The organism is Acinetobacter sp. MYb191, assembly GCF_037572605.1.
Taxonomy (GTDB): domain Bacteria; phylum Pseudomonadota; class Gammaproteobacteria; order Pseudomonadales; family Moraxellaceae; genus Acinetobacter; species Acinetobacter johnsonii.
In genome coordinates, this window is the sequence record NZ_JBBGZP010000005.1 from 84,314 (window position 1) to 104,875 (window position 20,562).

A 20,562-nucleotide genomic window follows, 5' to 3' on the forward strand; every position below is an offset into this window, starting at 1 on the left:
CAATATGATTGGCGCATTGATGCTCGACATCGCAGGCACAGAACTTACTCAAGAAGATATTGCACTATTACAAGCACCGCAAGTCGGTGGCATGATTTTATTTGGACGAAATATTGAGTCTCCTGCACAAGTTCGCGCCCTCACCGACCACATGCGCCGAATTCGTCCTGATATTTTGATTGCTGTCGATCAAGAAGGCGGACGTGTGCAACGCTTAAAACAGGGCTTTAGCCTACTTCCAGCAATGGGTAAGTTTGGCGAGCTATTCTTAAGCGAACCTGAAAAAGCCTTAAGCTTGGCGGAACAATCTGGTTGGTTGATGGCGACAGAAGTTCTTGCCGTCGGTATCGACTTTAGCTTTGCCCCTGTGCTCGACCTCAATGACATCAGTGATGTGATTGGTGACCGTAGCTTTGCCAAAAATATTCAAGACATCGTACCGCTGGCCAGTGCATTCCTAAAAGGGATGAAAGCCGCAGGCATGGCATCGACAGGCAAACATTTCCCCGGTCATGGTTCAGTCCAAGCAGACTCACATGTCGCAGCAGCCATCGACTCACGCACATATGATGAAATCTATGCCAAAGATATGCAGACTTTTATCAAACTGATGCCACAGTTGGATGCACTCATGCCTGCACATGTGATTTATAACCAAGTCGATCCAAACCCAGCAGGTTTTTCACCGTATTGGATTCAAACCATTCTACGTCAACAACTGGGCTTTGATGGGGTCTTATTCTCAGATGATTTAAGCATGCAAGCTGCATGTGTTGCAGGCGGTGCAGATGCACGCATTCAAGCCGCACTCCATGCAGGCTGTGACATGGGACTGGTGTGTAATGACCGAGCAGCTGCATGCGTGGCTTTGGAGGGGATTAGCCAACTGGCGCTACCAAACCAAGCTCGCTTAGAACGCATGCGTGGTCAGATTCCAAACGTCAACGTTCAATCGACGCTGCATTTAGGTGAAGATTGGGCCAAAGTACGCGACCAAGTGGAACTGTTTAGATTAAGTTAAGCACTTCATCTTTGACCATTTCAACCTCGATATTTCGGACAAAGGGACATCACAAGATGTCCTTTTTTCATTATGATAAACGCAAAATAAATCAACAGGCTTGCTCTGCATTGCCCAAACAACAACGCTAAAACAACAAAATATCAGGTACGGATACCATGACAGATGTTTTATCGGCTCATCGCCATATCTCTTTTACTGCACACTATACAGGCTATATTTGGTATAGCATGGGCATCTCACACCCTGTATTTGCCACCCGCAAAGGGAAGTTACTGGCCAAACTGGTGCATCCACTCGAAAGTTGGGCTGAGAAACACGTCGGTGGCAGCATGCGCACCACCTTAAAACAGCGTCATCAAATGATTGATGATCACCTCAGCGCACTGATCCAACAGTACCCAAATTTACAAGTTTTAGAAATTGCCAGTGGCCTGTCCCCACGCGGCTGGAGCTTTCGCCAACAGTATCCTGATATTGACTATCGTGAACTCGACTTACCTGACATGGCGCAAATCAAAACTCAGGCCTTAAAACAGATCGATCAGACCAGCCCAGCAGTTCTCTCCGCCGACTTATTTAGTGCAGATTTTGCCCGTGCTTTTGAGGTGTTTGACCCAAACCGCCCTTTGGTGGTGGTGAGTGAAGGTTTGATCAACTACTTTAGCAAAGACATGCTCACTCAACTGCTACAAGGCATTGTCCAATACGGACAGCAGTTTGATCAGTTATATTATCTGACTGACCTCTACCCTGAACCTGTGAAAAATAAGCTGGCTAACTTTATCTGGAGCAGTAGCAAGCTTTTAAAATGGATGTCCCGTAGCGCCTTTGGCTTTCACTTTGTCAGTCCGCCTGAAGCGGCTCAGTTTTTCAAACAAGTAGGCTTCCACACTGTTACCGTTCACCAACCCACTTTAGCTTTCAATAGCACTCAGTCCGACACTTCAAACTTAGATCAGCAGGACCACTTAGGCGACTTGGTCTGGTTGATACATAGCCAATGGCAAAAGCCCAATCAACCCGAGCAATAAACTTAGTCCCCATAAAAAAACAGCGATGACACGCTGTTTTTTTATTTTTGACTTTCACTTAACTCACAGCTTCGAGCAACGTCTGTTCTTGTTTCTGACGCCCCACAAAGCGAAGCAGTCGCTCCGCGAGTTCAAAACTGCCATGTTTAAATAAGGCACGAATATACGGTCCATCTTCCGCAAAAATTAAACATTCAATCTGAAACTCGCCTTCTTCATCGCTCAAGTGCAAAGCTAAATCACGCGGATATTTAGCTGCCACAGCAGCCAACTCTGATTCAAAGCGTAAAAGTACCCCAAAGTAGTTCAAATCCACCACTTCTGTCGCAATCACCAAATCCGAATGGCGATAGCTTAAAAAGGTTTCAGGGTGTTGAATCTGAACCCGCTCTTCACCACGGCGCTCCATATCCAGCATTTGTGCTCGACTAAAGGCGATAATCCCGTCTAAGTGCTGAATGGACTCCTCCTTCAAAAACGTCGCAAACAGGTGCATGGTTTCTTTACGACGTTGTAGTTGTGGCACATGGTCTGCATTGGCAATTTGCGCATATTCCATGTCAGGACATTGCAACGCAAAGTTGGCATTTTCATGTGGCAAGGTAAAACTGTCATATTGGCCACAGGCCACCAAGACTTTGCACTGTGGAATCGGCACATCGGTGAGGCGAAGCAAACGATTGCAGTTGATTTCATAGCGCTCTTGTTCTGTTGCGGTAAACTCCGCCATCTGTCTGAAGAACAAACGCTTGGCTGTGGGTGACATTTTGGTTTTATCCATTTTGGCATGATTGACCAAATACAAAATCACGGCCTGACCAAACTCATCCATGCGTTGTTCACGCATTAAATGTAACGACTCTTCCAGCAACATCCGCCAGCTTTTACGGGTCTTTTGCATCACACCCATTAAAATCATACGGTCAATCAGCTCTGGTCGTTGATCGGCCAGACAAGATGCCACCACTGAACCCAGTGACATGCCCATCACTGAAACTTTGTCTAATCCTTCAATGTCTAACCAAACACCGAGCATTTTCGCGAGATCACCCAGTTCTAAGGTACCCGCAGACAAGCCTGTATCGATATTACGAATTTGTTGATTGGCGCCCATTGAAGGCAGATCAATCAGGACAATCGGACCAGCATCGAGCAGTTGCTCAACGCAGTATTTGTAGGAATTAAAGTTTTGAAATGCCCCACCGATAATCACGATAGGCGTGCGATGGAATGACTCTGGCCGAGCAATCGCCATATATTCGACTTTCCAGCCCTCAATCCATGTGGTTCGTGCAGGTTCTTTAAAGCTGTTACGATGGTAAACATCAAAAAAACCTAAGCGTAAATTCGCGTCATCTAGCTCGGCATCCCTTTGAATCATAGAATTCATGTTCCTTCCCTCTACTCTTGCCTATACTTTTTGTTTTGCAAGAAATGCACGATCACGCCTGTCAACGGCAACAGGGTGTTCAGTGTTGTAATAATTATGCAAGGACTTCATGTCCTAAAATTCATTCTATACAGAGCACTGTTTTACACGCAACAGATTGTGTAACCGCTCATCATGTTTTAGATAAAAAACAATTTCAAAATATGTATAAGTCCGCCTCTACACTGGATTTTTCATGTAGAGACTATGCGGTCGAGTGTTAGGCTGTTACTATCTTCTGTGAAATTTCTAAGTGATCAAACCGCTATGCAAGAGTCGATTGAACAATATATGCAAACGGTAGGACAGCAAGCACGTCAAGCTTCTCGTATTTTGGCGCGTGCCTCTACCGAAACTAAAAACAACGCGTTGTCAGCTATTTATACTGCTTTAGTCAACAGTGAGCCCACTATTTTAGCGGCGAACCAAACAGATATGAACAAAGCGCACGGCAACAACTTAGACAGTGCTTTACTTGATCGCTTAGAACTGTCTCCCGCACGCTTTAAAGGCATGTTGCAAGGCTTAAAAGATGTGATTGGCCTCAAAGATCCTGTCGGTGAAATCACCGATATGGCCTATCGTCCGTCAGGAATCCAGCTTGGTAAGATGCGCGTTCCTTTAGGCGTGGTTGGCATGATTTATGAGTCTCGCCCAAATGTGACCTTGGAAGCCGCGTCTTTAGCACTGAAGTCTGGTAATGCCATTATTTTACGTGGTGGTTCTGAAGCGCTCGAATCCAATAAAGCCATTGCTGAAGCCATCCAACGCGGTTTAAAACTGGCGGGTTTACCTGAACATGCGGTTCAAGTCATTAACACCGCAGACCGTGCAGCCGTGGGGCAACTGATTACACTCACTGAATTTGTCGATGTAATTGTTCCACGTGGAGGCAAAGGCCTGATTGAACGTATCAGCAAGGAAGCCCGTGTCCCTGTGATTAAACACTTGGATGGGAACTGTCACGTTTATGTTGAAGCGCAAGCTGACCTACAAAAAGCCCTACCGATTGCGCTCAATGCAAAAACTCACCGTTATGGCGTATGTAATGCAATGGAAACTTTGCTGGTCGATGAAAAAGTCGCAGATGAGTTTTTACCGCGTGTCGCTGAGCTCTACACTGAAAAACAAGTGGAGTTGCGCGGCTGTGCTGAAACTCAGCGCATTTTAGGTGCGGCAGTCAAAACGGCGACAGAAGAAGACTGGTACACCGAATACCTCGGTCCAATTTTAGCGGTGAAAGTGGTGTCTGGTATGGAAGAAGCGATTGAGCATATCAATAAATACGGCTCACACCATACCGATTCAATCATTACAGAAAACTACTCTCTAGCTCGTGAGTTCTTGGCTGCTGTTGATTCGAGTTCTGTCATGATCAATGCCTCGACCCGTTTTGCCGATGGTTTTGAATATGGTTTAGGTGCAGAAATTGGCATCTCAACGGATAAAATCCATGCCCGTGGCCCAGTCGGCTTAGAAGGCCTGACTTCACAAAAATGGATTGTGTTTGGTGATGGCCAAATTCGCCAATAACTCATCCGACATATTTAAAATATATATGTTCAGCTCTTTCCAAAGGGCTGAACATTTTTTATATCTGAAAGCCCTCTGCGAGCACTCTCAAAACAAAAGCATTATCATTATAAGATGCACGCGTATTTTACTGATCCCCTATCGGCTGTTGTTTTGACTTGTATCCCTTTTTTCACATAAAGGCGTTTGCCAACTCAATCAGTACCATTTCAATGCGAATGCTTAAAATCTAGAGGAAATCATGCTTTTTTGATGGTCACGTTGATTGCGCATGTGATTATGTGTGGATCTAAAATGAAATATCAAAAATAAACAGGAAAGCCACAATATATTCAGCTGTTTTCAGCAGATAGCGTGTTATTTTTAAAGGGTTGAAGCTGATGAATAATTCAGCATCATTTCATGAATAAATGAAAATCATGAACCGATAAATTTTAATTATTATTCATCAGACGGTCGATAGTGCTTAAGTCTAATCACCTAAAGTCTATCTAGGACTAAAAATATACACATGATACAACATAAAAAATGATCAAGATTGCATAAGAACGTACTGCATGAAGATCAGTTCTAGGACGGATAATTCAATTAGAATCAGGTATTAAAACGTGTCTACATCAGTATTAGTAATTAACTGCGGATCTTCATCAATCAAATATGCGCTCGTTTCTGAACGTCGTGAAGATCGTATTTTCGGTTTAGCTGAGAACTTAGGTTCTGCTGACGCTCGTATCAAAGGCATTACAGCGGGTGGTCAACCCCTTGAATTGTCTATTCCACATGCCGATCATGAAAAAGCATTGGAAACCATCTTAGAACGCCTTTCACATTATAACCCTCAAGCCATTGGTCACCGCGTGGTACACGGCGGTACATTGACCAAAGCTGAGCTTTTAACAGAAGAAATTGTCGAACGCATTCGTGCAGCAACACCACTAGCACCACTACACAACCCTGCGCACTTGGTTGGGATTGACGCCACTATGCGTTTATTCCCAGAGCTACCACAAGTGGCTGTATTTGATACAGCATTCCACCAGACTATGCCTGCACATGCTTACCGCTATGCTGTGCCCAAATTTTTATACACTGAACACAATGTACGTCGCTATGGCTTCCACGGTACGAGCCATGCATATGTGTCTGAACGCGGTTCAGAACTAGCAGGTAGCTTCAAACAAGGAGGCTGGTTAACTGCACACTTGGGTAATGGTAGCTCTACTTGTGCAATTTGGAATGGACAAAGTGTAGACACGTCAATGGGTTTAACTCCACTTGAAGGTGTCGTGATGGGCACACGCAGTGGTGATGTCGATCCAAGCTTACATAGTTTCCTTGCCAACAACCTAGGCTGGGACATTTATAAAATTGATAAAATGCTGAATAGCCAATCGGGCTTACTCGGTTTGTCTGATCTTTCGAATGACATGCGTACTTTGATTGAAGCCTCAGAACAAGGCAATGAAGATGCGACTTTAGCCATTGAAGTGTTCTGCTACCGCCTTGCAAAATCATTGGCCGCGCTGAGCTGTGGTCTACCACGTCTTGATGGCTTGTTCTTCACGGGTGGTATTGGTGAGAACTCGGCATATATTCGTGAAAAAACAGTCGCTTTCCTACCACACTTTGGTTTTAACTTGAGTAAAGAAGCCAATGACGGTTTAAAACGTGGTACCGAAGGCCGTATTGATACAGGTACAGGCCCGCAAATTTGGGTTGTACCGACCGATGAAGAAGGCCGTATAGCCAAAGAGACTGCATCTGTAGCCGATGAGGTGATTCAAACTGCTGCAAAAAAGTCTGAAGACAATGTAGCGATCGCTTAAGCGATCGTTACATTCACTCAAGTCTGTTTTAAATTCTTGTATGACGAATAAATATATGAAAACGATTTTACTTGTGCCCACTGGGGAAGGCGTCGGCTTAACATCCGCTTGTCTGGGTTTGGTTTATGCGCTGGAATGCCAAGGTGTTAAGGCTGGATTTTTAAAACCTTTTTCTCAAGAACTGACTACAGGTGCAGACCGTACCACAGCGCTCTATCACCATGTTTCAAAAAATGAAACCGTTGAACCAATTAGCTATCACACCATTTTGCAACAACTCAGTGCAGGTGAAAATGATGAGCTACTTGAAGATGCGGTTCGTTTGCACCGTACTATTGCGCGTAAGCATGACCTGATTATTGTTGAAGGCTTAGTCCCAAATAGCCGAGATTCTTTTGCTTCTGAACTAAATGCACAACTTGCACAAGCACTCGATGCCAAAGTCATTATTGTCAGTAATGCAGACATTAATAAACCGAGCGTGACGGCTGAAAAAGTCGACAGTCAACTACGCTACTTTGGGGGTGCGAGTTCAGAGCGAACTGCGGGTGTGTTATTGATGCGCACCAAAGGCTTGCCCGATGACTCAGCACACATTCCAGTGACGTTTGACCCAAGTCTGCGTTTAATCAGCGATACCAATAAATTCATAATTGAGCTCCAAAAGACCCATCCAAAACTCGGTTCAGATAAACTCCCTGTGATTGGCTTGGTTCCGTTTAGCAACACGCTTAGCGTACCGCGTATGTCGGACTTGGCTTCACACATTCAAGCGGAATGGATCAATCAAGGCGACGCGACCCAACGTCGTGTGTTGCATAGCAGTTTGATTGCATCGAACATTGAGCACGAACTTCATAAGTTTGTCGCAGGCGAGCTGATCATTAGTGCATCAGATCGTATCGATGTGCTTTTGGCATCCAGCTTAGCAAGTAGTAACGGTATTCCACTGGCAGGTTTGGTCCTAACTGAACACCATACACCAAACGAGCAAGTGCTTGCGTTCTGCCAAACAGCGATTAAGCAAGGCTTACCAATTTTACATACAGCGCTCAGCACGTTCGACACGGCGCAGAGCTTAGCCAATCTCAGCAATGAAATTCCTGTCGATGATACGGAACGCGCTGAACAAGTCACTCGTTTTGTGTCGAGCCATATCAATGAAGAATGGCTAAAGGTAATGTTGAATGGCTCGTACCAACCTCGTCTCTCACCTTCGGCTTTCCGCCATGAATTGGTACAAAAGTCGATTGCTGCGAAGAAGCGCATTGTTCTACCTGAAGGCGATGAACCACGTACAGTTCAAGCGGCGGCCATTTGCCAATCTCGTGGCATTGCACACTGTATCTTATTGGCAAAACCTGAAGCTGTAGTAGAAGTGGCTAAAGCACGTGGTATTGAGCTTCCACATGACTTAGAAATTATCGATCCAGATTTAATTCGTGAAAACTATGTCGAAAAAATGGTGGAACTGCGTAAAGGGAAACTGAACGAGCTGCAAGCGCGTGAACAGCTGCAAGACACAGTCGTTCTGGGTACCATGATGTTGGCGCTTGATCAAGTCGATGGTTTGGTTTCAGGTGCAATACACACCACAGCCAATACTGTACGCCCAGCCTTCCAACTGATTAAAACAGCGCCTGAGTATTCACTGGTCTCTTCCGTGTTCTTTATGCTGTTACCCGATGAAGTCTATGTTTATGGCGACTGTGCGATTAACCCAGACCCAAATGCCGAAGAGCTCGCTGAAATTGCGATTCAATCGGCTGATTCAGCAAAGGCCTTCGGTTTAGACCCACGTATTGCGATGATTTCATACTCTACGGGTACCTCTGGTACTGGAGCTGAAGTTGAAAAAGTCGCTGAGGCAACACGTATAGCGAAAGAACGCCGTCCTGATCTGTTGATTGATGGGCCGCTTCAGTACGATGCAGCATCGGTTGAAAGTGTCGGACGCTCGAAAGCACCTGATTCTAAAGTTGCAGGTCGTGCCAATGTGTTTATTTTCCCTGACCTAAACACAGGCAATACGACCTATAAAGCCGTGCAACGCTCTGCCAATGTCGTAAGCGTCGGCCCAATGTTGCAAGGTCTGAACAAACCTGTAAATGATTTGTCTCGTGGGGCTTTAGTGGATGACATCGTGTTTACGATTGCACTCACTGCAATTCAAGCAGAACAGCAAGCAACAGCGTAAAGCAGCTTAAGCTGATAAAAACCATCCGACTGAACAGTTGGGTGGTTTTTTATTTTAAAAGCGCTGTATTCAATGAAATAAACGTTTAGAAAAAGCCGTACACCTTCATAATTATTTATCAATATCTTAGGCTAAAAATCTACTTATTCACTTAGAATAACAACCCAATAAAAAAGATGAGTACACCTAAAATTGGAATGTAAATCCAGTTTTTTCTTATCCATTGATTGATCTTAAAATCAATAATCCACCCACGGTCACCTTTCCTCATCATCTCTTGATACTGCTCATTTGATTTTTTTGATAAAGGAAATAAATTTGCTGTGTAAATGGGAAGTAATAATCCACCAACTATCAATAAACAACCAACTAGTGAAAGAAATGAAAGCTCCATTATTCTCTTCTCATGAACTGTCTTAAATTGTAATTTTGCGATCGCCACTGTAATCAGCACACGATGTGAAACCATTTTTCACTAAATACAAATTCGTCACCCTCCCCTCCAGCATCTATAATTGAACTGAGTGTAGTGCCACCAAATAGTATAGCCTCTCAAACATTCAACTAATGTATATTTACGAACATAGCCCAAACACAGATAAACAGTAAGACTTTACTTTTCAGAAACTTAAGAAATATACTCAAGCGATATAATTAAATTCTAAATCATTGGTCTCATAATGAATAAAAAATGGCTTCCAATTCTAATAATGACAACATTTTCACTGACAGCATGTAATGAATCTAAGCAGCACCAAACACCGTCAGACTCAACCACTGCATATAAAAACTTAAGTACAGCCAATCCAGCTGACATTAAAGCGGATTTTGATGCCCTAGATCAGATTTCGAATAAAAACTCCCAGGCCATTTTGAACGCACAAGATGCACTTAAAGCAGCTCGTCAAAATAAAGAAGTCGATACCATCCCCGCCCTGCTAGAACAACTGAAAACCCATTCTCTTGCGTTTAATACCGCACTAGATGCAACAAACTTCAAAAGCAGTGAGGTTGCTGCGCTCAGTGAAAAATTTAAGCAAGTCCATTTACTTGGTGTTGAACTGGCACAAGAAAACACTAAAACCTCACCTCAGATGGATCGCATCACTGGATTAGAAGCAAAAATCAGCGTCATACAACAAAGTTCTGTCAGTGAAATGAGAGCCTTACAACGCATGGTATATCCTCAGCTAAATACTGGGGCATTAGACAACACACGACAACAACCAAAACCAAATACCGAACCCCATGTCGCGGCTCGCACTGCACCGCAGACCAACTCACATCTAAGTCAAGATAATGCAGCAGACATCAAACATGACCTCATTGCGCTCGGGGCACAAACAAGTGTAACCAAACAAGAAGCAGAAAACTCAATGTGGGAGATAAAACATGCGATGGAAAAAAAAGATCTGCGTGCTCTGAAAACTGCAATTGAAAAATCAAACAAGCGCATTCAAAGCCTAAATCAAAATTACGACATGGTATCTCTCAAAAGCTCAGAAGTAGTCGCAGCCCGTGAGAAGCTCAAAAAAGACAATAATCTTCAAATTGAAATGGGTAATATTATCTTATCCAGCTCGCCAGATAGACAAAAGTTTGAGGAGTTGCAAAAGAAACGATCCAATTCTCAAAAAATGGTTGAGATTGAGATGGAAGCACTTCGGATTAAGGCCAATACAGCATCATGATGAGCTCATGCAGATTTAGTTCAAGCTATTGTCAGTAAAAAAATTCCCTGACAACTCTAGATACGACTATGTCCAGTATAGCCAATGATCACAGCGGTAACGCTGTATACGTTTATTTCGCCGAAGCTCTATTCTTTTAAATTGCTATAATGACCTACCTAATTGATAAAATTGAAAAATGACATTAATAGAAAAAGTAGTCCCTGTTATATTTCGGGATATAAATCAAAGAACAGAAATATTAGTGTTTAAGCATCCTATTGCAGGCATTCAAATCGTAAAAGGTACAGTTGAGACTAATGAAGAACTTGAAGAGGCAGCTTTGCGAGAGCTTTATGAAGAATCGGGGATTTCTTCTGCACACATTCACTCATATGTGGGTTTACATCATCCATCTGAGCAAGGTCCTAACTGGCATGTATTTATATGCCATACCACAGAAACTTTAAAAGAGCGCTGGACACATTTTTGCAATGATGATGGCGGGCTAGATTTTAATTTCTTTTGGCACCCTCTTTTTGAGTCACCAACTGCGGATTGGCATCCACTATTCCAAGAATTACTCGCGTTTATAAAATCAAAATATTGAGCCGTAGCTTAGGGAAAATTTTGATTCACTAAAACTAACAGCTTATAGATTTAAAAGCCCAGATCTCATGTCTGAGCTTTATAAACTGTAGTGTCTTTAGATCTTCATCACTCAGCTTCGCTTCAACATTTGGCTCAGTCTAAACTTGGGCGGCTTGATAAAGAAAATTGCATTACCACATAAAATCAAAATCACTCCAATGACCGCATTCATATGCCATTGATAGCCTTCCCAGATGGTCGAAATCACCAAAGCCACCAAAGGAAATAACAAAGTACTATAAGCTGCCTTACCCGCACCAATACGTCCAACCAAATAGAAGTAGGCGGTAAAGCCAATCACTGAACCAAAAATAGCCAAATACAATAAAGCACTCACCGCACTGAATTCCATAGCGGGGAAAAACTCGTCCTGTTTAAATCCAGCAATCAATGCCATCAGGATTGAACCATACAACATGCCGTAAGCATTGGTGGTAAAAATATCCAATCCGTTTTTCTGATGACGCGCACTGATCATATTGCCCAGTGAAAAACCATAGGTTCCCAACACACAAAGACCAATCCCCATCAGCGTATGATTGTTTAAGGTACTCCCCACCACATCATGCCAAAACAAGGCGATGATCCCCAATCCACCCAACAAAGCAGCAGGATAAAAACGTGTAGAAACCTGTTGTCCAAAGAACAGTTTGGCGTTGAGGGTATTAAAAATTACCGCCATAGAAAAAATAACAGCCTCCAAACCGCTGCTGATATATTGAACTGCATAATAGAAACAAACAAAGTTAAATCCAAAAATACAGCACGCTTGTAACATACAAAATAGATGATCTTTTACAGCCAGCTTTTGTAGTTTTCGGCACAACACAACAAAAGTAAACAACACCAGAGCCGAAATAAAGAAGCGCCAAAATACGGCTACATTGGTCGATATTCCACTTTGTTGTTGCAGACTAATCGCAATCCATGTCGTTCCCCAGATTACAACCACCAAAGCATATAACAGCGCATTCATACTCTTTAAACCAAACTCAAACCACTCACGCTATTGTGCTTGGTTTAGGACTCTCATTTCTTGCACTTTCTTGTGGTCACTATCATGAACTTGTGGTTTTTTACTGATTTTCGGATATAGATGACAAAATGAAATCAAAGTCCTACACTAAATATTCCATTCGGCACTGCGTATAGATGATGAAATATCAGATTCTAGATCAATTACAACAACATAAAGCTCAACTCCTCGACTCGGTCGAATTGGGTTCGGGCATGCAGTTGGCCATGTGGAAAAACAACCAAGACCGTGTCAGTGTTTGTAGTAACCACCATACGCTTAGTATGTACATTCAAGGGGGATATCACAGTTATCAAAAGACAGCTCAAGGTTGGCATAATGGCGGTGGGCCAGACCATATGTGCTTGATGCCACAGGACTTTGAGTCAACATGGGATCTGCGTGACCCACTGACTTTTGTGCATCTGTACTATACCGAGCAACACCTACAACGCGTCGCCGAACAGGTGTGGGATCGTGAGCCGAGCCAAATTACTTTAAATCCGCAAAGTTTCGTGGCCGACCCACAGATTGCCATGATCTATCGACACTTTTTACTCAATGGGGCTTGGCAAAACCGTGAAAATCATTTGCAGATGAGTACTGCCACCACACTTCTGCTCAACCATCTAATTAAAAATTATAGCTATACCGAATGGAAAGCCCCAGAAGTCAAAGGCGGGCTGTCCCCGTATACTTTGAAACAGTTATTAGAATGGATTGATCAGCATATTCAGCAAAGCTTAACTCTGTCAGATTTGGCCGAGCAAACCCAGCTCAGTGAATACCATTTTGCCCATATGTTTAAGCAATCCATGCACATGCCACCGCACCAATATGTGATGCAACGTCGACTTGAACTGGCACACCAAGCTCTACAGCACACATCTACCAATATGACGGACATTTCGGAACAATATGGATTTAGCTCCAGCAGCCATTTTAGTCATCGCTTTAAAAAGCACTTTGGCTACTCTCCATCCCAAATGCGAAAAAATTAGCACCCGTCGATAGAATAAAGCGAAGATTTGAAGATTTGAAGATTTGAAGATTTGAAGATTTGAAGATTTGAAGATTTGAAGATTTGAAGATTTGAAGATTTGAAGAGAGCTTAAAACAAAAAAAAGAAGATAAAGCTTAAGCCTGATCTTCTTTTTGACCGTACATCCAAGTCGCTGCGATATATACACAAAAGCCCGCAGCCATCACTAAACCTGTCAACATGTTCGATGTCCTATTGTTTGATGAATGCATTATGCGAAAGTTTTATGACAACTTTATGACAGTGCTGCCATATTTCAAATATTATTATTTTTACAATATATTCAATATCTTAAATAATAAATCATATTCACAAACCGAATTTAGACGTGAAATATTTCATTAAATTTAGATATTTTTGTCATATTTACCACCGTTTATAACCTCATTTTCTCATCAATTTTGTTCAACTATTAAACTTTCGCCCAAAGGCTTCGCAAAACATCCACAACCTCGGCATTTTGTCTTATAATTTAGCCCGCTAGCTATCAGCCCGCTCAAGAGATATTTGTATGACCACTATTATCAAGCAAGATGATTTGATCACATCGGTCAAAGACGCGCTTCAGTTCATTTCTTACTATCACCCACAAGACTTCATCCAAGCGATGAGCCGTGCGTATGATCGTGAAGAGAACAAAGCCGCGAAGGATGCGATCGCACAAATCTTAATTAACTCGCGTATGTGCGCAGAGGGTCACCGCCCAATCTGTCAAGATACAGGTATCGTCAACGTATTCGTTGAAGTGGGCATGGATGTTAAATTTGATTTAACTATGAGCTTAGACGATGCAATCAACGAAGGCGTACGTCAAGGTTACTTAGAAAACTCAAACGTATTGCGTGCATCTGTATTGGCTGACCCAGCTTTTGGTCGTAAAAATACCAAAGACAACACCCCTGCTGTGATCTATCACAAACTTGTTCCAGGCAACAAAGTGGATATTACTGTTGCGGCAAAAGGTGGCGGTTCAGAAAACAAATCTAAACTGGCTATGTTAAATCCATCTGACTCAATCGTGGATTGGGTACTTAAAACTGTTCCAACCATGGGTGCAGGCTGGTGTCCACCAGGTATGTTGGGTATCGGTATTGGTGGTACTGCTGAAAAAGCCATGATGCTTGCAAAAGAATCGCTCATGGAAGAAATCAACATGGACGAATTACTTCGTCGTGGCCCTGAAAATAAAATCGAAGAACTTCGTATGGAAATCTTCGAAAAAGTAAATGCGTTGGGTATTGGCGCGCAAGGCCTAGGTGGCTTAACCACAGTTCTAGACATTAAAATTAAAGATTACCCATGTCACGCTGCGGGCAAACCAGTGGGCATGATTCCAAACTGCGCAGCGACTCGTCACGCGCACTTCCAACTTGATGGTACAGGTGTTGCACACATTCAAGCACCTAAACTTGAAGACTATCCATCAGTTACTTGGGATTCATCAACTTCTAAGCGTGTTGACCTCGATACCATTACCCAAGAAGAAATGAACGCTTGGCAACCAGGCGATACCTTACTTCTGAATGGTACAATTTATACAGGTCGTGATGCTGCACACAAACGCATGGTAGACATGCTAAACAATGGTGAAGAACTTCCTGTCGACTTAAAAGGTAAATTCATTTACTACGTGGGCCCTGTAGATCCAGTCGGTGATGAAGTGGTTGGTCCTGCTGGCCCAACAACAGCAACACGTATGGACAAGTTCACACGTCAAGTACTTGAAGCAACTGGTATGTTCGGCATGATCGGTAAAGCGGACCGTGGTCCTGCAGCTGTTGAAGCAATTAAAGACAATAAAGCGACTTACTTGATGGCAGTGGGCGGTGCAGCTTACCTTGTGTCTAAAGCAATTCGTGAAGCTGAAGTCGTTGCTTTTGCTGACTTAGGTATGGAAGCGATTTACAAATTTGTAGTGAAAGACATGCCTGTATCGGTAGCAGTTGATGTGAATGGTACGTCTATTCACGCAACAGCACCAAAAATCTGGCAAGCCAAAATTGGTAAAATTCCAGTAGTCGATGCTGCAGCGGGCTAAAACTTAAGTTTTACTTTTTTGGATACCCTTAACATGCTAAGGTCATGTTAAGGGTATTTTTTTACCTATTTTTATAGACTTAATCAAAAGATATAGACCAACAATGAAAAAATTAAATCACATCCTTTGCGGTATTACCTTATGCGTCCTCAGCACAGCTTCTTTTGCCAAACCCGCGACCGAAGCATCGGTAGAAAAGGCGCTCAAACTAGGCGATATTAAAGGCACTTTAGCGCAATCACAGCAAGAAATGCGCCCCGTCTATGACCAACAAGCCGAAGAAATTATTAAGAATATTTTTAAAACCTCAACACTCAATGCTGAACAACAAAAAGCAGCCAAGCAAATCGCTGAAATCACGGCATCATTTAGCAGTAAATTGATTTCTGATCCGAAATTTATGCAAATGCTTAAAAATGTCTATATGCAGACCTTTACCGAAGAGGAAGTGTTGGCCAACATTCAGTTCCTCGAAACACCTCTAGGCCAGTCTATCAATAAAAAAAGCAGTAAAATGATGAGTGAAATCATGCGCAATAGCATCGCCATGTCTGCTGAAATGATGCAAGATCCGGCTATTCAGCAGGAAATGAATCGTCAAATTGAAAAGACTCTGACACCATTATTTGAACAAGCCAAAAAAGTACAATAGCTCACTTACCAGGTTAAAGGATTCCACAGCTTAAAGGGCTTCATCAGCTGAACATCTTCACTTGGGTCATATTTGGCAGGTTTAAGTTTTTGCGCTTTCTTTCGTAGCTCACCCGTGTGTTGATCTTCCGCTACAAAGTTGTAGCTGTTGGACTTTAACTGGGTAAATGCAATTTCTTGAATCGCAATTTTTTCAGGGATAACTGCCAAAGGCCCCGAAACATCACGGCGTGTGGATAAGTTCTCTTCATCATACTTGATAAAATAAGACTGCCCCGCTTCTACGCTAAAATCGATATATTTCGGCTTTTGAAAATGGTTAATGCCCAAAGGCCGACTACTCGATAAACGATAAGTCCCTGCGGGCAATTCGACCCAATAATAATGATTGTTAAGCAGGCTTGGAATGCGTTCTTTATTGATAAATAAACTCGACGCCACAATTTCTTGTCGGTTCCATTTTGAGTCTGGACGATACAGATAAACCATCGCCGCTTGTTCATGCTGGGGTTGGACACGCTGAAAACGCTGTCCTAATTTTTGGTTGACCCATCCACCTACGCTAAACACCCCGATGCGATACTGCTCGATCATGCCTGGGTCATGTTCAAAATCGACCTCATGGCTGAGAGTTGATGTTAATTCAGGTTGTTCAACTGTCGCTTTTCCATGACAACCCAATAAAATTAAACTGCTTAAAAGCGTAATCGTCATTGCACGCATGACTATTCCTCACGGCATATTTTTTATTTTGATACTGAATTTTTAGTTTTAATCTAGGCATCCCAGCCTATGATGCAGAGTAGCATTCCCTCTTTTTTTTGAATATAAAAAAACGTGTGAAAACACTCGATTTTCACACGTTTCAGATGAATAACAACTTAAGCGGACTTTGAATTAATCACTTTTAAATCAACTTTAGCTGCATCTTTCTGTTCGATTCTTGGTAAACGCTCTGGCTTAAATAATGGTGCAGCCGCGCCGTTAATCACGTCTTCATTCACCACAACCGTACCAACATCGGTACGACTTGGTAAATCATACATGGTTTCAAGCAGCGTATTTTCTAAAATAGAACGTAAGCCACGTGCACCCGTATTGCGGTCTAAGGCTTTTTTCGCCACAGCGCGTAGTGCTGAGTCTTCAAAAACCAGATCAACGTTTTCCATATCAAACAAATGTTGATATTGACGAGTCAATGCATTCTTCGGCTCAGTCAGAATTTGCATCAAAGCTTCTTCATCTAACTCTTCCAAAGTCGCAATTACAGGCAAACGACCAATAAACTCTGGAATCAGACCAAATTTCACCAAATCGGTCGCTTCAACTTGACGGAACAAATCAGACAATTTCTTGCCTTCATCTTTCTTCTTCACTTCAGCCGTGAAGCCAATTCCACCTTTTTCTTGGCGCTGTTGTACGATTTTCTCAAGACCCGAGAATGCCCCACCACAGATGAACAAGATATTTGAAGTATCAATTTGAATAAATTCTTGCTGCGGATGCTTACGACCACCTTGAGGTGGAATGGAGGCAACCGTACCTTCGATCATTTTCAGTAAAGCTTGTTGTACACCTTCACCCGACACATCACGCGTGATCGATGGGTTTTCAGACTTACGGGTAATCTTGTCGATTTCGTCGATATAGATAATACCTTTTTGCGCTTTTTCTACATCGTAGTCTGCTTTTTGTAGAAGCTTTTGTACAATGTTTTCAACATCTTCACCGACATAGCCTGCTTCGGTAAGTGTCGTTGCATCAGCCATAGCAAAAGGAACATCGAGAAGACGCGCCATGGTTTGCGCAAGCAAGGTTTTACCCGAACCTGTTGGCCCTACTAATAAGATATTACTTTTCGCAATTTCAACAGCATCGTCGTGTTTATGCCCACCATGTGTCGCTTTAAGACGTTTATAGTGGTTATAGACAGCAACTGACAAGGTTTTCTTTGCCACATCTTGACCAATGACATATTGATCTAGTGCCGCACGAATCTCGTGAGGTTTAGGCAAGGGTTTTGCAGCCCAGTCACCCGACTCAACTTGTTGACTGGTTTGCACCAAGTCTAAGCATACGTCCACACATTCATTACAGATGTACGCGTCCTCGCCTGCAATCAGTTTCCCAACTTCAGACTGCGTTTTACCGCAAAATGAACAATGCTTTTGTCCTTGAGGATGTTCGGACATATTCACTCCAATTCTAAACTTTTAAAACTTATGGACGTTTAGATAACACTTCGTCCACGAGACCATATTCTTTTGCAGCTTGCGCTGTCATAAAGTTGTCACGGTCAGTATCACGTGCCACAGTTTCATAGTCTTGACCACTGTGCTCTGCCATTAAACGGTTTAAACGTTCTTTAATGAACAGAATTTCACGTGCATGAATTTCAATATCAGATGCCTGACCACGGAAACCGCCTAACGGTTGGTGGATCATGACACGTGCATTTTCAAGGCAATAACGTTTACCCTTCGCACCTGCATTCAACAAGAAAGCACCCATTGATGCTGCTTGACCCATACAGTAGGTCACAACATCTGGTTTAATAAATTGCATGGTATCGTAAATCGCCATACCAGCAGTCACTGAACCACCTGGTGAGTTAATGTAAAGATGAATATCTTTATCTGGATTTTCCGCTTCTAAAAACAACATTTGCGCGACAATCAAATTCGCCATGTTATCTTCAACTTCACCAGTCATAAAAATGACGCGTTCACGCAAAAGACGTGAATAAATGTCAAATGAACGTTCACCGCGAGATGACTGTTCTACAACCATTGGAACTAAGGCATTATCGATAGTTGGAATATACATACGTTTACTTATTCCTAAATTTTTTGTTACTCAACTCATAGTCACAATATGAGGGATAATTGCTGAAAATGCAAAATATTCCCAAGTAAATAACAGATATTTTTTGCATAAGCTTTGTGAACGCAAGGCCTTTTACAAACCTAGATCACAATAAAAAAGGCGCTCAAAGCGCCTTTTTTACTTTAGCTAAACTTAGCCTTGTTGACGAGCTTGTTGCTCTTTCAATAAGTCTTCGTAGCTTACAGCAGTATCTGTTACTTTAGCAGACGCTAAGATGTGATCAACCACTTGGTCTTCTAACACAACAGCTTCGATTTGCGAACGTTGTTGTTTGTCATTTTTGAAGTATTCGATCACTTCAGCTGGATCTTCATAAGAAGAAGCCATGTCTTCGATGTAAGCATCAACACGTGCTTGATCTACTTCGATTTTAGCATCAGCTAAAACTTTGCTTACCAGTACGCCTAATTTTACAGATTTTTCAGCTTGTTCTTTGAACAATTCATCTGGAAGCATGCTTGAGTCAAATGCTTTCGCACCTTGAGCACCAAATTGCTGAGTAAACTGTTGGATCATTTGTTGACGTTGACGGTCAACTTCTTGAGCAACCATAGACGCAGGAAGTTCAACTTCGTTTGCAGCTACAAGTGCATCAAAAGCTGCACCTTTCACTTGATTACGCAAACCATTTTTCACTTCACGTTCCATGTTTTTACGAACGTCAGCTTTTAACTTCTCAATGCCTTCTTCTTCAGTTAGACCGAAGATTTTAAGGAATTCAGTATCAACTTCTGGAAGTTTTTGTTTTTCAACAAGCTTCACAGTGATTTTGAATTGAGCTGATTTACCAGCAAGGTTTTCAGCTTGGTAATCTTCAGGGAAAGTTACATCGATAACTTTCTCTTCGCCTTTCTTCATACCAACGATGCCGTCTTCGAAGCCAGGGATCATACGACCTGAACCTAAAACAAGTTTAAAGTCTTCTGCAGAACCGCCTTCAAACTTTTCACCGTCTACTGAACCTTCAAAGTCGAAAGTTACTTGCATGTCTTTTTTAGCCATGCCTTTCGTTTCAGCCCAAGAAGCACGTTGCTTCTGAAGGTTTTCGATCATTTGATCAACATCTTTGTCGTTTACTTCAGATGCTTTACGTTCAACTTCTAAACCATCAAATTTCACGTTAACTTCTGGATAAACTTCAACAGTCGCTTCGTATACAAGCGCGTCGTCTTTTAATTCAGATTTTTAAATGTTTGGCATGCCAACAGCATTGATTTTTTCTTGTTGGATCGCTTCAAATACTGTGTCACGAATAATGTCGCTTACGACTTCTTGGTAGATACCTGCACCATATTCACGACGAACAACATTTACTGGCACTTTACCTGGACGGAAGCCGTTGATCTTCACAGTTTTAGCAGTGCGTTTTAAGCGAGCTTCGAACTGCTCGTTAACACGGCTCGTCGGTACAGATACATTTAAACGACGGGTAACACCCGAAACCGCTTCAGAAGTTACTTGCATGGCTTCCTCAATCTTTTGGTAAGAACAATTTTAAAAAGTGCCACATTATATGACAACATTGAACGATATACAAAACACCCGATTGAAACCACATATTTTTTTCTT

General features: G+C 42.5%; 16 protein-coding genes and 1 pseudogene. 10 read left to right on the top strand and 7 right to left on the bottom strand.

The features are described 5' to 3' along the window. The first annotated feature begins 4 nt into the window (after positions 1 to 4). Positions 5 to 1,021 carry a beta-N-acetylhexosaminidase gene (gene nagZ / locus WH214_RS00455; RefSeq protein WP_339421713.1) on the top strand — a complete coding sequence of 339 codons (1,017 nt, stop codon included), beginning with the start codon at positions 5 to 7 and terminating at the stop codon, positions 1,019 to 1,021. A 158-nt stretch (positions 1,022 to 1,179) separates the two neighbouring features. Beyond that, positions 1,180 to 2,055 carry a class I SAM-dependent methyltransferase gene (locus WH214_RS00460; RefSeq protein ID WP_339421714.1) on the top strand — a complete coding sequence of 292 codons (876 nt, stop codon included), beginning with the start codon at positions 1,180 to 1,182 and terminating at the stop codon, positions 2,053 to 2,055. Positions 2,056 to 2,113: 58 nt separating this feature from the next. Here the strand turns inward: WH214_RS00460 and WH214_RS00465 are convergent, their stop codons facing one another. Next, entirely contained in the window at positions 2,114 to 3,445 is a 1,332-nt protein-coding gene (locus WH214_RS00465) for an alpha/beta fold hydrolase (protein ID WP_339421715.1), read from the bottom strand. 306 nt (positions 3,446 to 3,751) lie between these two features. On the opposite strand from WH214_RS00465, the gene WH214_RS00470 reads away from it, so the two are divergent. From WH214_RS00470 to pta, 3 genes are all read left to right on the top strand, one after another. Continuing rightward, on the top strand, positions 3,752 to 5,017 hold the full coding sequence (locus tag WH214_RS00470; protein WP_339422952.1) for a glutamate-5-semialdehyde dehydrogenase: 1,266 nt from the start codon (positions 3,752 to 3,754) through the stop codon (positions 5,015 to 5,017). Positions 5,018 to 5,625: 608 nt separating this feature from the next. Then, on the top strand, positions 5,626 to 6,843 hold the full coding sequence (locus tag WH214_RS00475; RefSeq protein ID WP_339421716.1) for an acetate/propionate family kinase: 1,218 nt from the start codon (positions 5,626 to 5,628) through the stop codon (positions 6,841 to 6,843). Positions 6,844 to 6,898: 55 nt separating this feature from the next. Then, the gene (gene pta / locus WH214_RS00480; protein ID WP_339421717.1) at positions 6,899 to 9,040 is read left to right on the top strand and encodes a phosphate acetyltransferase; all 2,142 of its coding nucleotides are present in this window, start codon (positions 6,899 to 6,901) and stop codon (positions 9,038 to 9,040) included. A 151-nt stretch (positions 9,041 to 9,191) separates the two neighbouring features. Here the strand turns inward: pta and WH214_RS00485 are convergent, their stop codons facing one another. Then, positions 9,192 to 9,482, bottom strand: coding sequence for a hypothetical protein (locus WH214_RS00485; protein WP_339421718.1), 291 nt, complete (start codon positions 9,480 to 9,482; stop codon positions 9,192 to 9,194). A 238-nt stretch (positions 9,483 to 9,720) separates the two neighbouring features. Here WH214_RS00485 and WH214_RS00490 point away from each other — a divergent pair, with 238 nt between their 5' ends. Further along, the gene (locus tag WH214_RS00490) at positions 9,721 to 10,731 is read left to right on the top strand and encodes a hypothetical protein (protein ID WP_339421719.1); all 1,011 of its coding nucleotides are present in this window, start codon (positions 9,721 to 9,723) and stop codon (positions 10,729 to 10,731) included. 178 nt (positions 10,732 to 10,909) lie between these two features. Further along, a complete protein-coding gene (locus tag WH214_RS00495; protein ID WP_339421720.1) occupies positions 10,910 to 11,320 on the top strand; it encodes an NUDIX hydrolase in 411 nt (136 codons plus the stop codon). 111 nt (positions 11,321 to 11,431) lie between these two features. On the opposite strand, the gene WH214_RS00500 is transcribed toward WH214_RS00495, so the two are convergent. After that, positions 11,432 to 12,337, bottom strand: coding sequence for a DMT family transporter (locus WH214_RS00500; RefSeq protein ID WP_339421721.1), 906 nt, complete (start codon positions 12,335 to 12,337; stop codon positions 11,432 to 11,434). 179 nt (positions 12,338 to 12,516) lie between these two features. Here WH214_RS00500 and WH214_RS00505 point away from each other — a divergent pair, with 179 nt between their 5' ends. From WH214_RS00505 to WH214_RS00515, 3 genes are all read left to right on the top strand, one after another. Next, on the top strand, positions 12,517 to 13,377 hold the full coding sequence (locus WH214_RS00505) for a helix-turn-helix transcriptional regulator (RefSeq protein ID WP_339422953.1): 861 nt from the start codon (positions 12,517 to 12,519) through the stop codon (positions 13,375 to 13,377). A 552-nt stretch (positions 13,378 to 13,929) separates the two neighbouring features. Then, the gene (locus WH214_RS00510) at positions 13,930 to 15,456 is read left to right on the top strand and encodes a fumarate hydratase (protein ID WP_004692421.1); all 1,527 of its coding nucleotides are present in this window, start codon (positions 13,930 to 13,932) and stop codon (positions 15,454 to 15,456) included. Between the two features lie 103 nt (positions 15,457 to 15,559). Continuing rightward, positions 15,560 to 16,108: a DUF2059 domain-containing protein gene (locus WH214_RS00515; protein WP_159127147.1), complete on the top strand. Its 549-nt coding sequence runs from the start codon at positions 15,560 to 15,562 to the stop codon at positions 16,106 to 16,108. A 5-nt stretch (positions 16,109 to 16,113) separates the two neighbouring features. Here the strand turns inward: WH214_RS00515 and WH214_RS00520 are convergent, their stop codons facing one another. The 4 genes and pseudogenes from WH214_RS00520 to tig all read right to left on the bottom strand — a co-directional run bounded on the left by WH214_RS00520 (position 16,114) and on the right by tig (position 20,457). After that, on the bottom strand, positions 16,114 to 16,830 hold the full coding sequence (locus tag WH214_RS00520) for a DUF2846 domain-containing protein (protein ID WP_010325895.1): 717 nt from the start codon (positions 16,828 to 16,830) through the stop codon (positions 16,114 to 16,116). Positions 16,831 to 16,988: 158 nt separating this feature from the next. Further along, positions 16,989 to 18,299, bottom strand: a complete 1,311-nt coding sequence (gene clpX / locus WH214_RS00525; protein ID WP_279743389.1) for an ATP-dependent protease ATP-binding subunit ClpX — start codon at positions 18,297 to 18,299, stop codon at positions 16,989 to 16,991. Between the two features lie 28 nt (positions 18,300 to 18,327). Continuing rightward, on the bottom strand, positions 18,328 to 18,933 hold the full coding sequence (gene clpP / locus WH214_RS00530; RefSeq protein WP_004692427.1) for an ATP-dependent Clp endopeptidase proteolytic subunit ClpP: 606 nt from the start codon (positions 18,931 to 18,933) through the stop codon (positions 18,328 to 18,330). Between the two features lie 192 nt (positions 18,934 to 19,125). Further along, positions 19,126 to 20,457 (bottom strand): annotated as a pseudogene (tig, locus tag WH214_RS00535) (trigger factor). Positions 20,458 to 20,562 lie beyond the last annotated feature (105 nt).

Excerpts from the sequence above, each read along its gene's own strand:
- WH214_RS00495 (WP_339421720.1), top strand. The coding sequence starts at position 10,910 with ATGACATTAATAGAAAAAGTAGTCCCTGTTATATTTCGGGATATAAAT.
- WH214_RS00510 (WP_004692421.1), top strand. The coding sequence starts at position 13,930 with ATGACCACTATTATCAAGCAAGATGATTTGATCACATCGGTCAAAGAC.
- WH214_RS00490 (WP_339421719.1), top strand. The coding sequence starts at position 9,721 with ATGAATAAAAAATGGCTTCCAATTCTAATAATGACAACATTTTCACTG.
- WH214_RS00505 (WP_339422953.1), top strand. The coding sequence starts at position 12,517 with ATGAAATATCAGATTCTAGATCAATTACAACAACATAAAGCTCAACTC.
- WH214_RS00515 (WP_159127147.1), top strand. The coding sequence starts at position 15,560 with ATGAAAAAATTAAATCACATCCTTTGCGGTATTACCTTATGCGTCCTC.
- WH214_RS00470 (WP_339422952.1), top strand. The coding sequence starts at position 3,752 with ATGCAAGAGTCGATTGAACAATATATGCAAACGGTAGGACAGCAAGCA.
- pta (WP_339421717.1), top strand. The coding sequence starts at position 6,899 with ATGAAAACGATTTTACTTGTGCCCACTGGGGAAGGCGTCGGCTTAACA.
- nagZ (WP_339421713.1), top strand. The coding sequence starts at position 5 with ATGATTGGCGCATTGATGCTCGACATCGCAGGCACAGAACTTACTCAA.
- WH214_RS00460 (WP_339421714.1), top strand. The coding sequence starts at position 1,180 with ATGACAGATGTTTTATCGGCTCATCGCCATATCTCTTTTACTGCACAC.
- clpP (WP_004692427.1), bottom strand. The coding sequence starts at position 18,933 with ATGTATATTCCAACTATCGATAATGCCTTAGTTCCAATGGTTGTAGAA.
- WH214_RS00520 (WP_010325895.1), bottom strand. The coding sequence starts at position 16,830 with ATGCGTGCAATGACGATTACGCTTTTAAGCAGTTTAATTTTATTGGGT.
- WH214_RS00500 (WP_339421721.1), bottom strand. The coding sequence starts at position 12,337 with ATGAATGCGCTGTTATATGCTTTGGTGGTTGTAATCTGGGGAACGACA.
- clpX (WP_279743389.1), bottom strand. The coding sequence starts at position 18,299 with ATGTCCGAACATCCTCAAGGACAAAAGCATTGTTCATTTTGCGGTAAA.
- WH214_RS00465 (WP_339421715.1), bottom strand. The coding sequence starts at position 3,445 with ATGAATTCTATGATTCAAAGGGATGCCGAGCTAGATGACGCGAATTTA.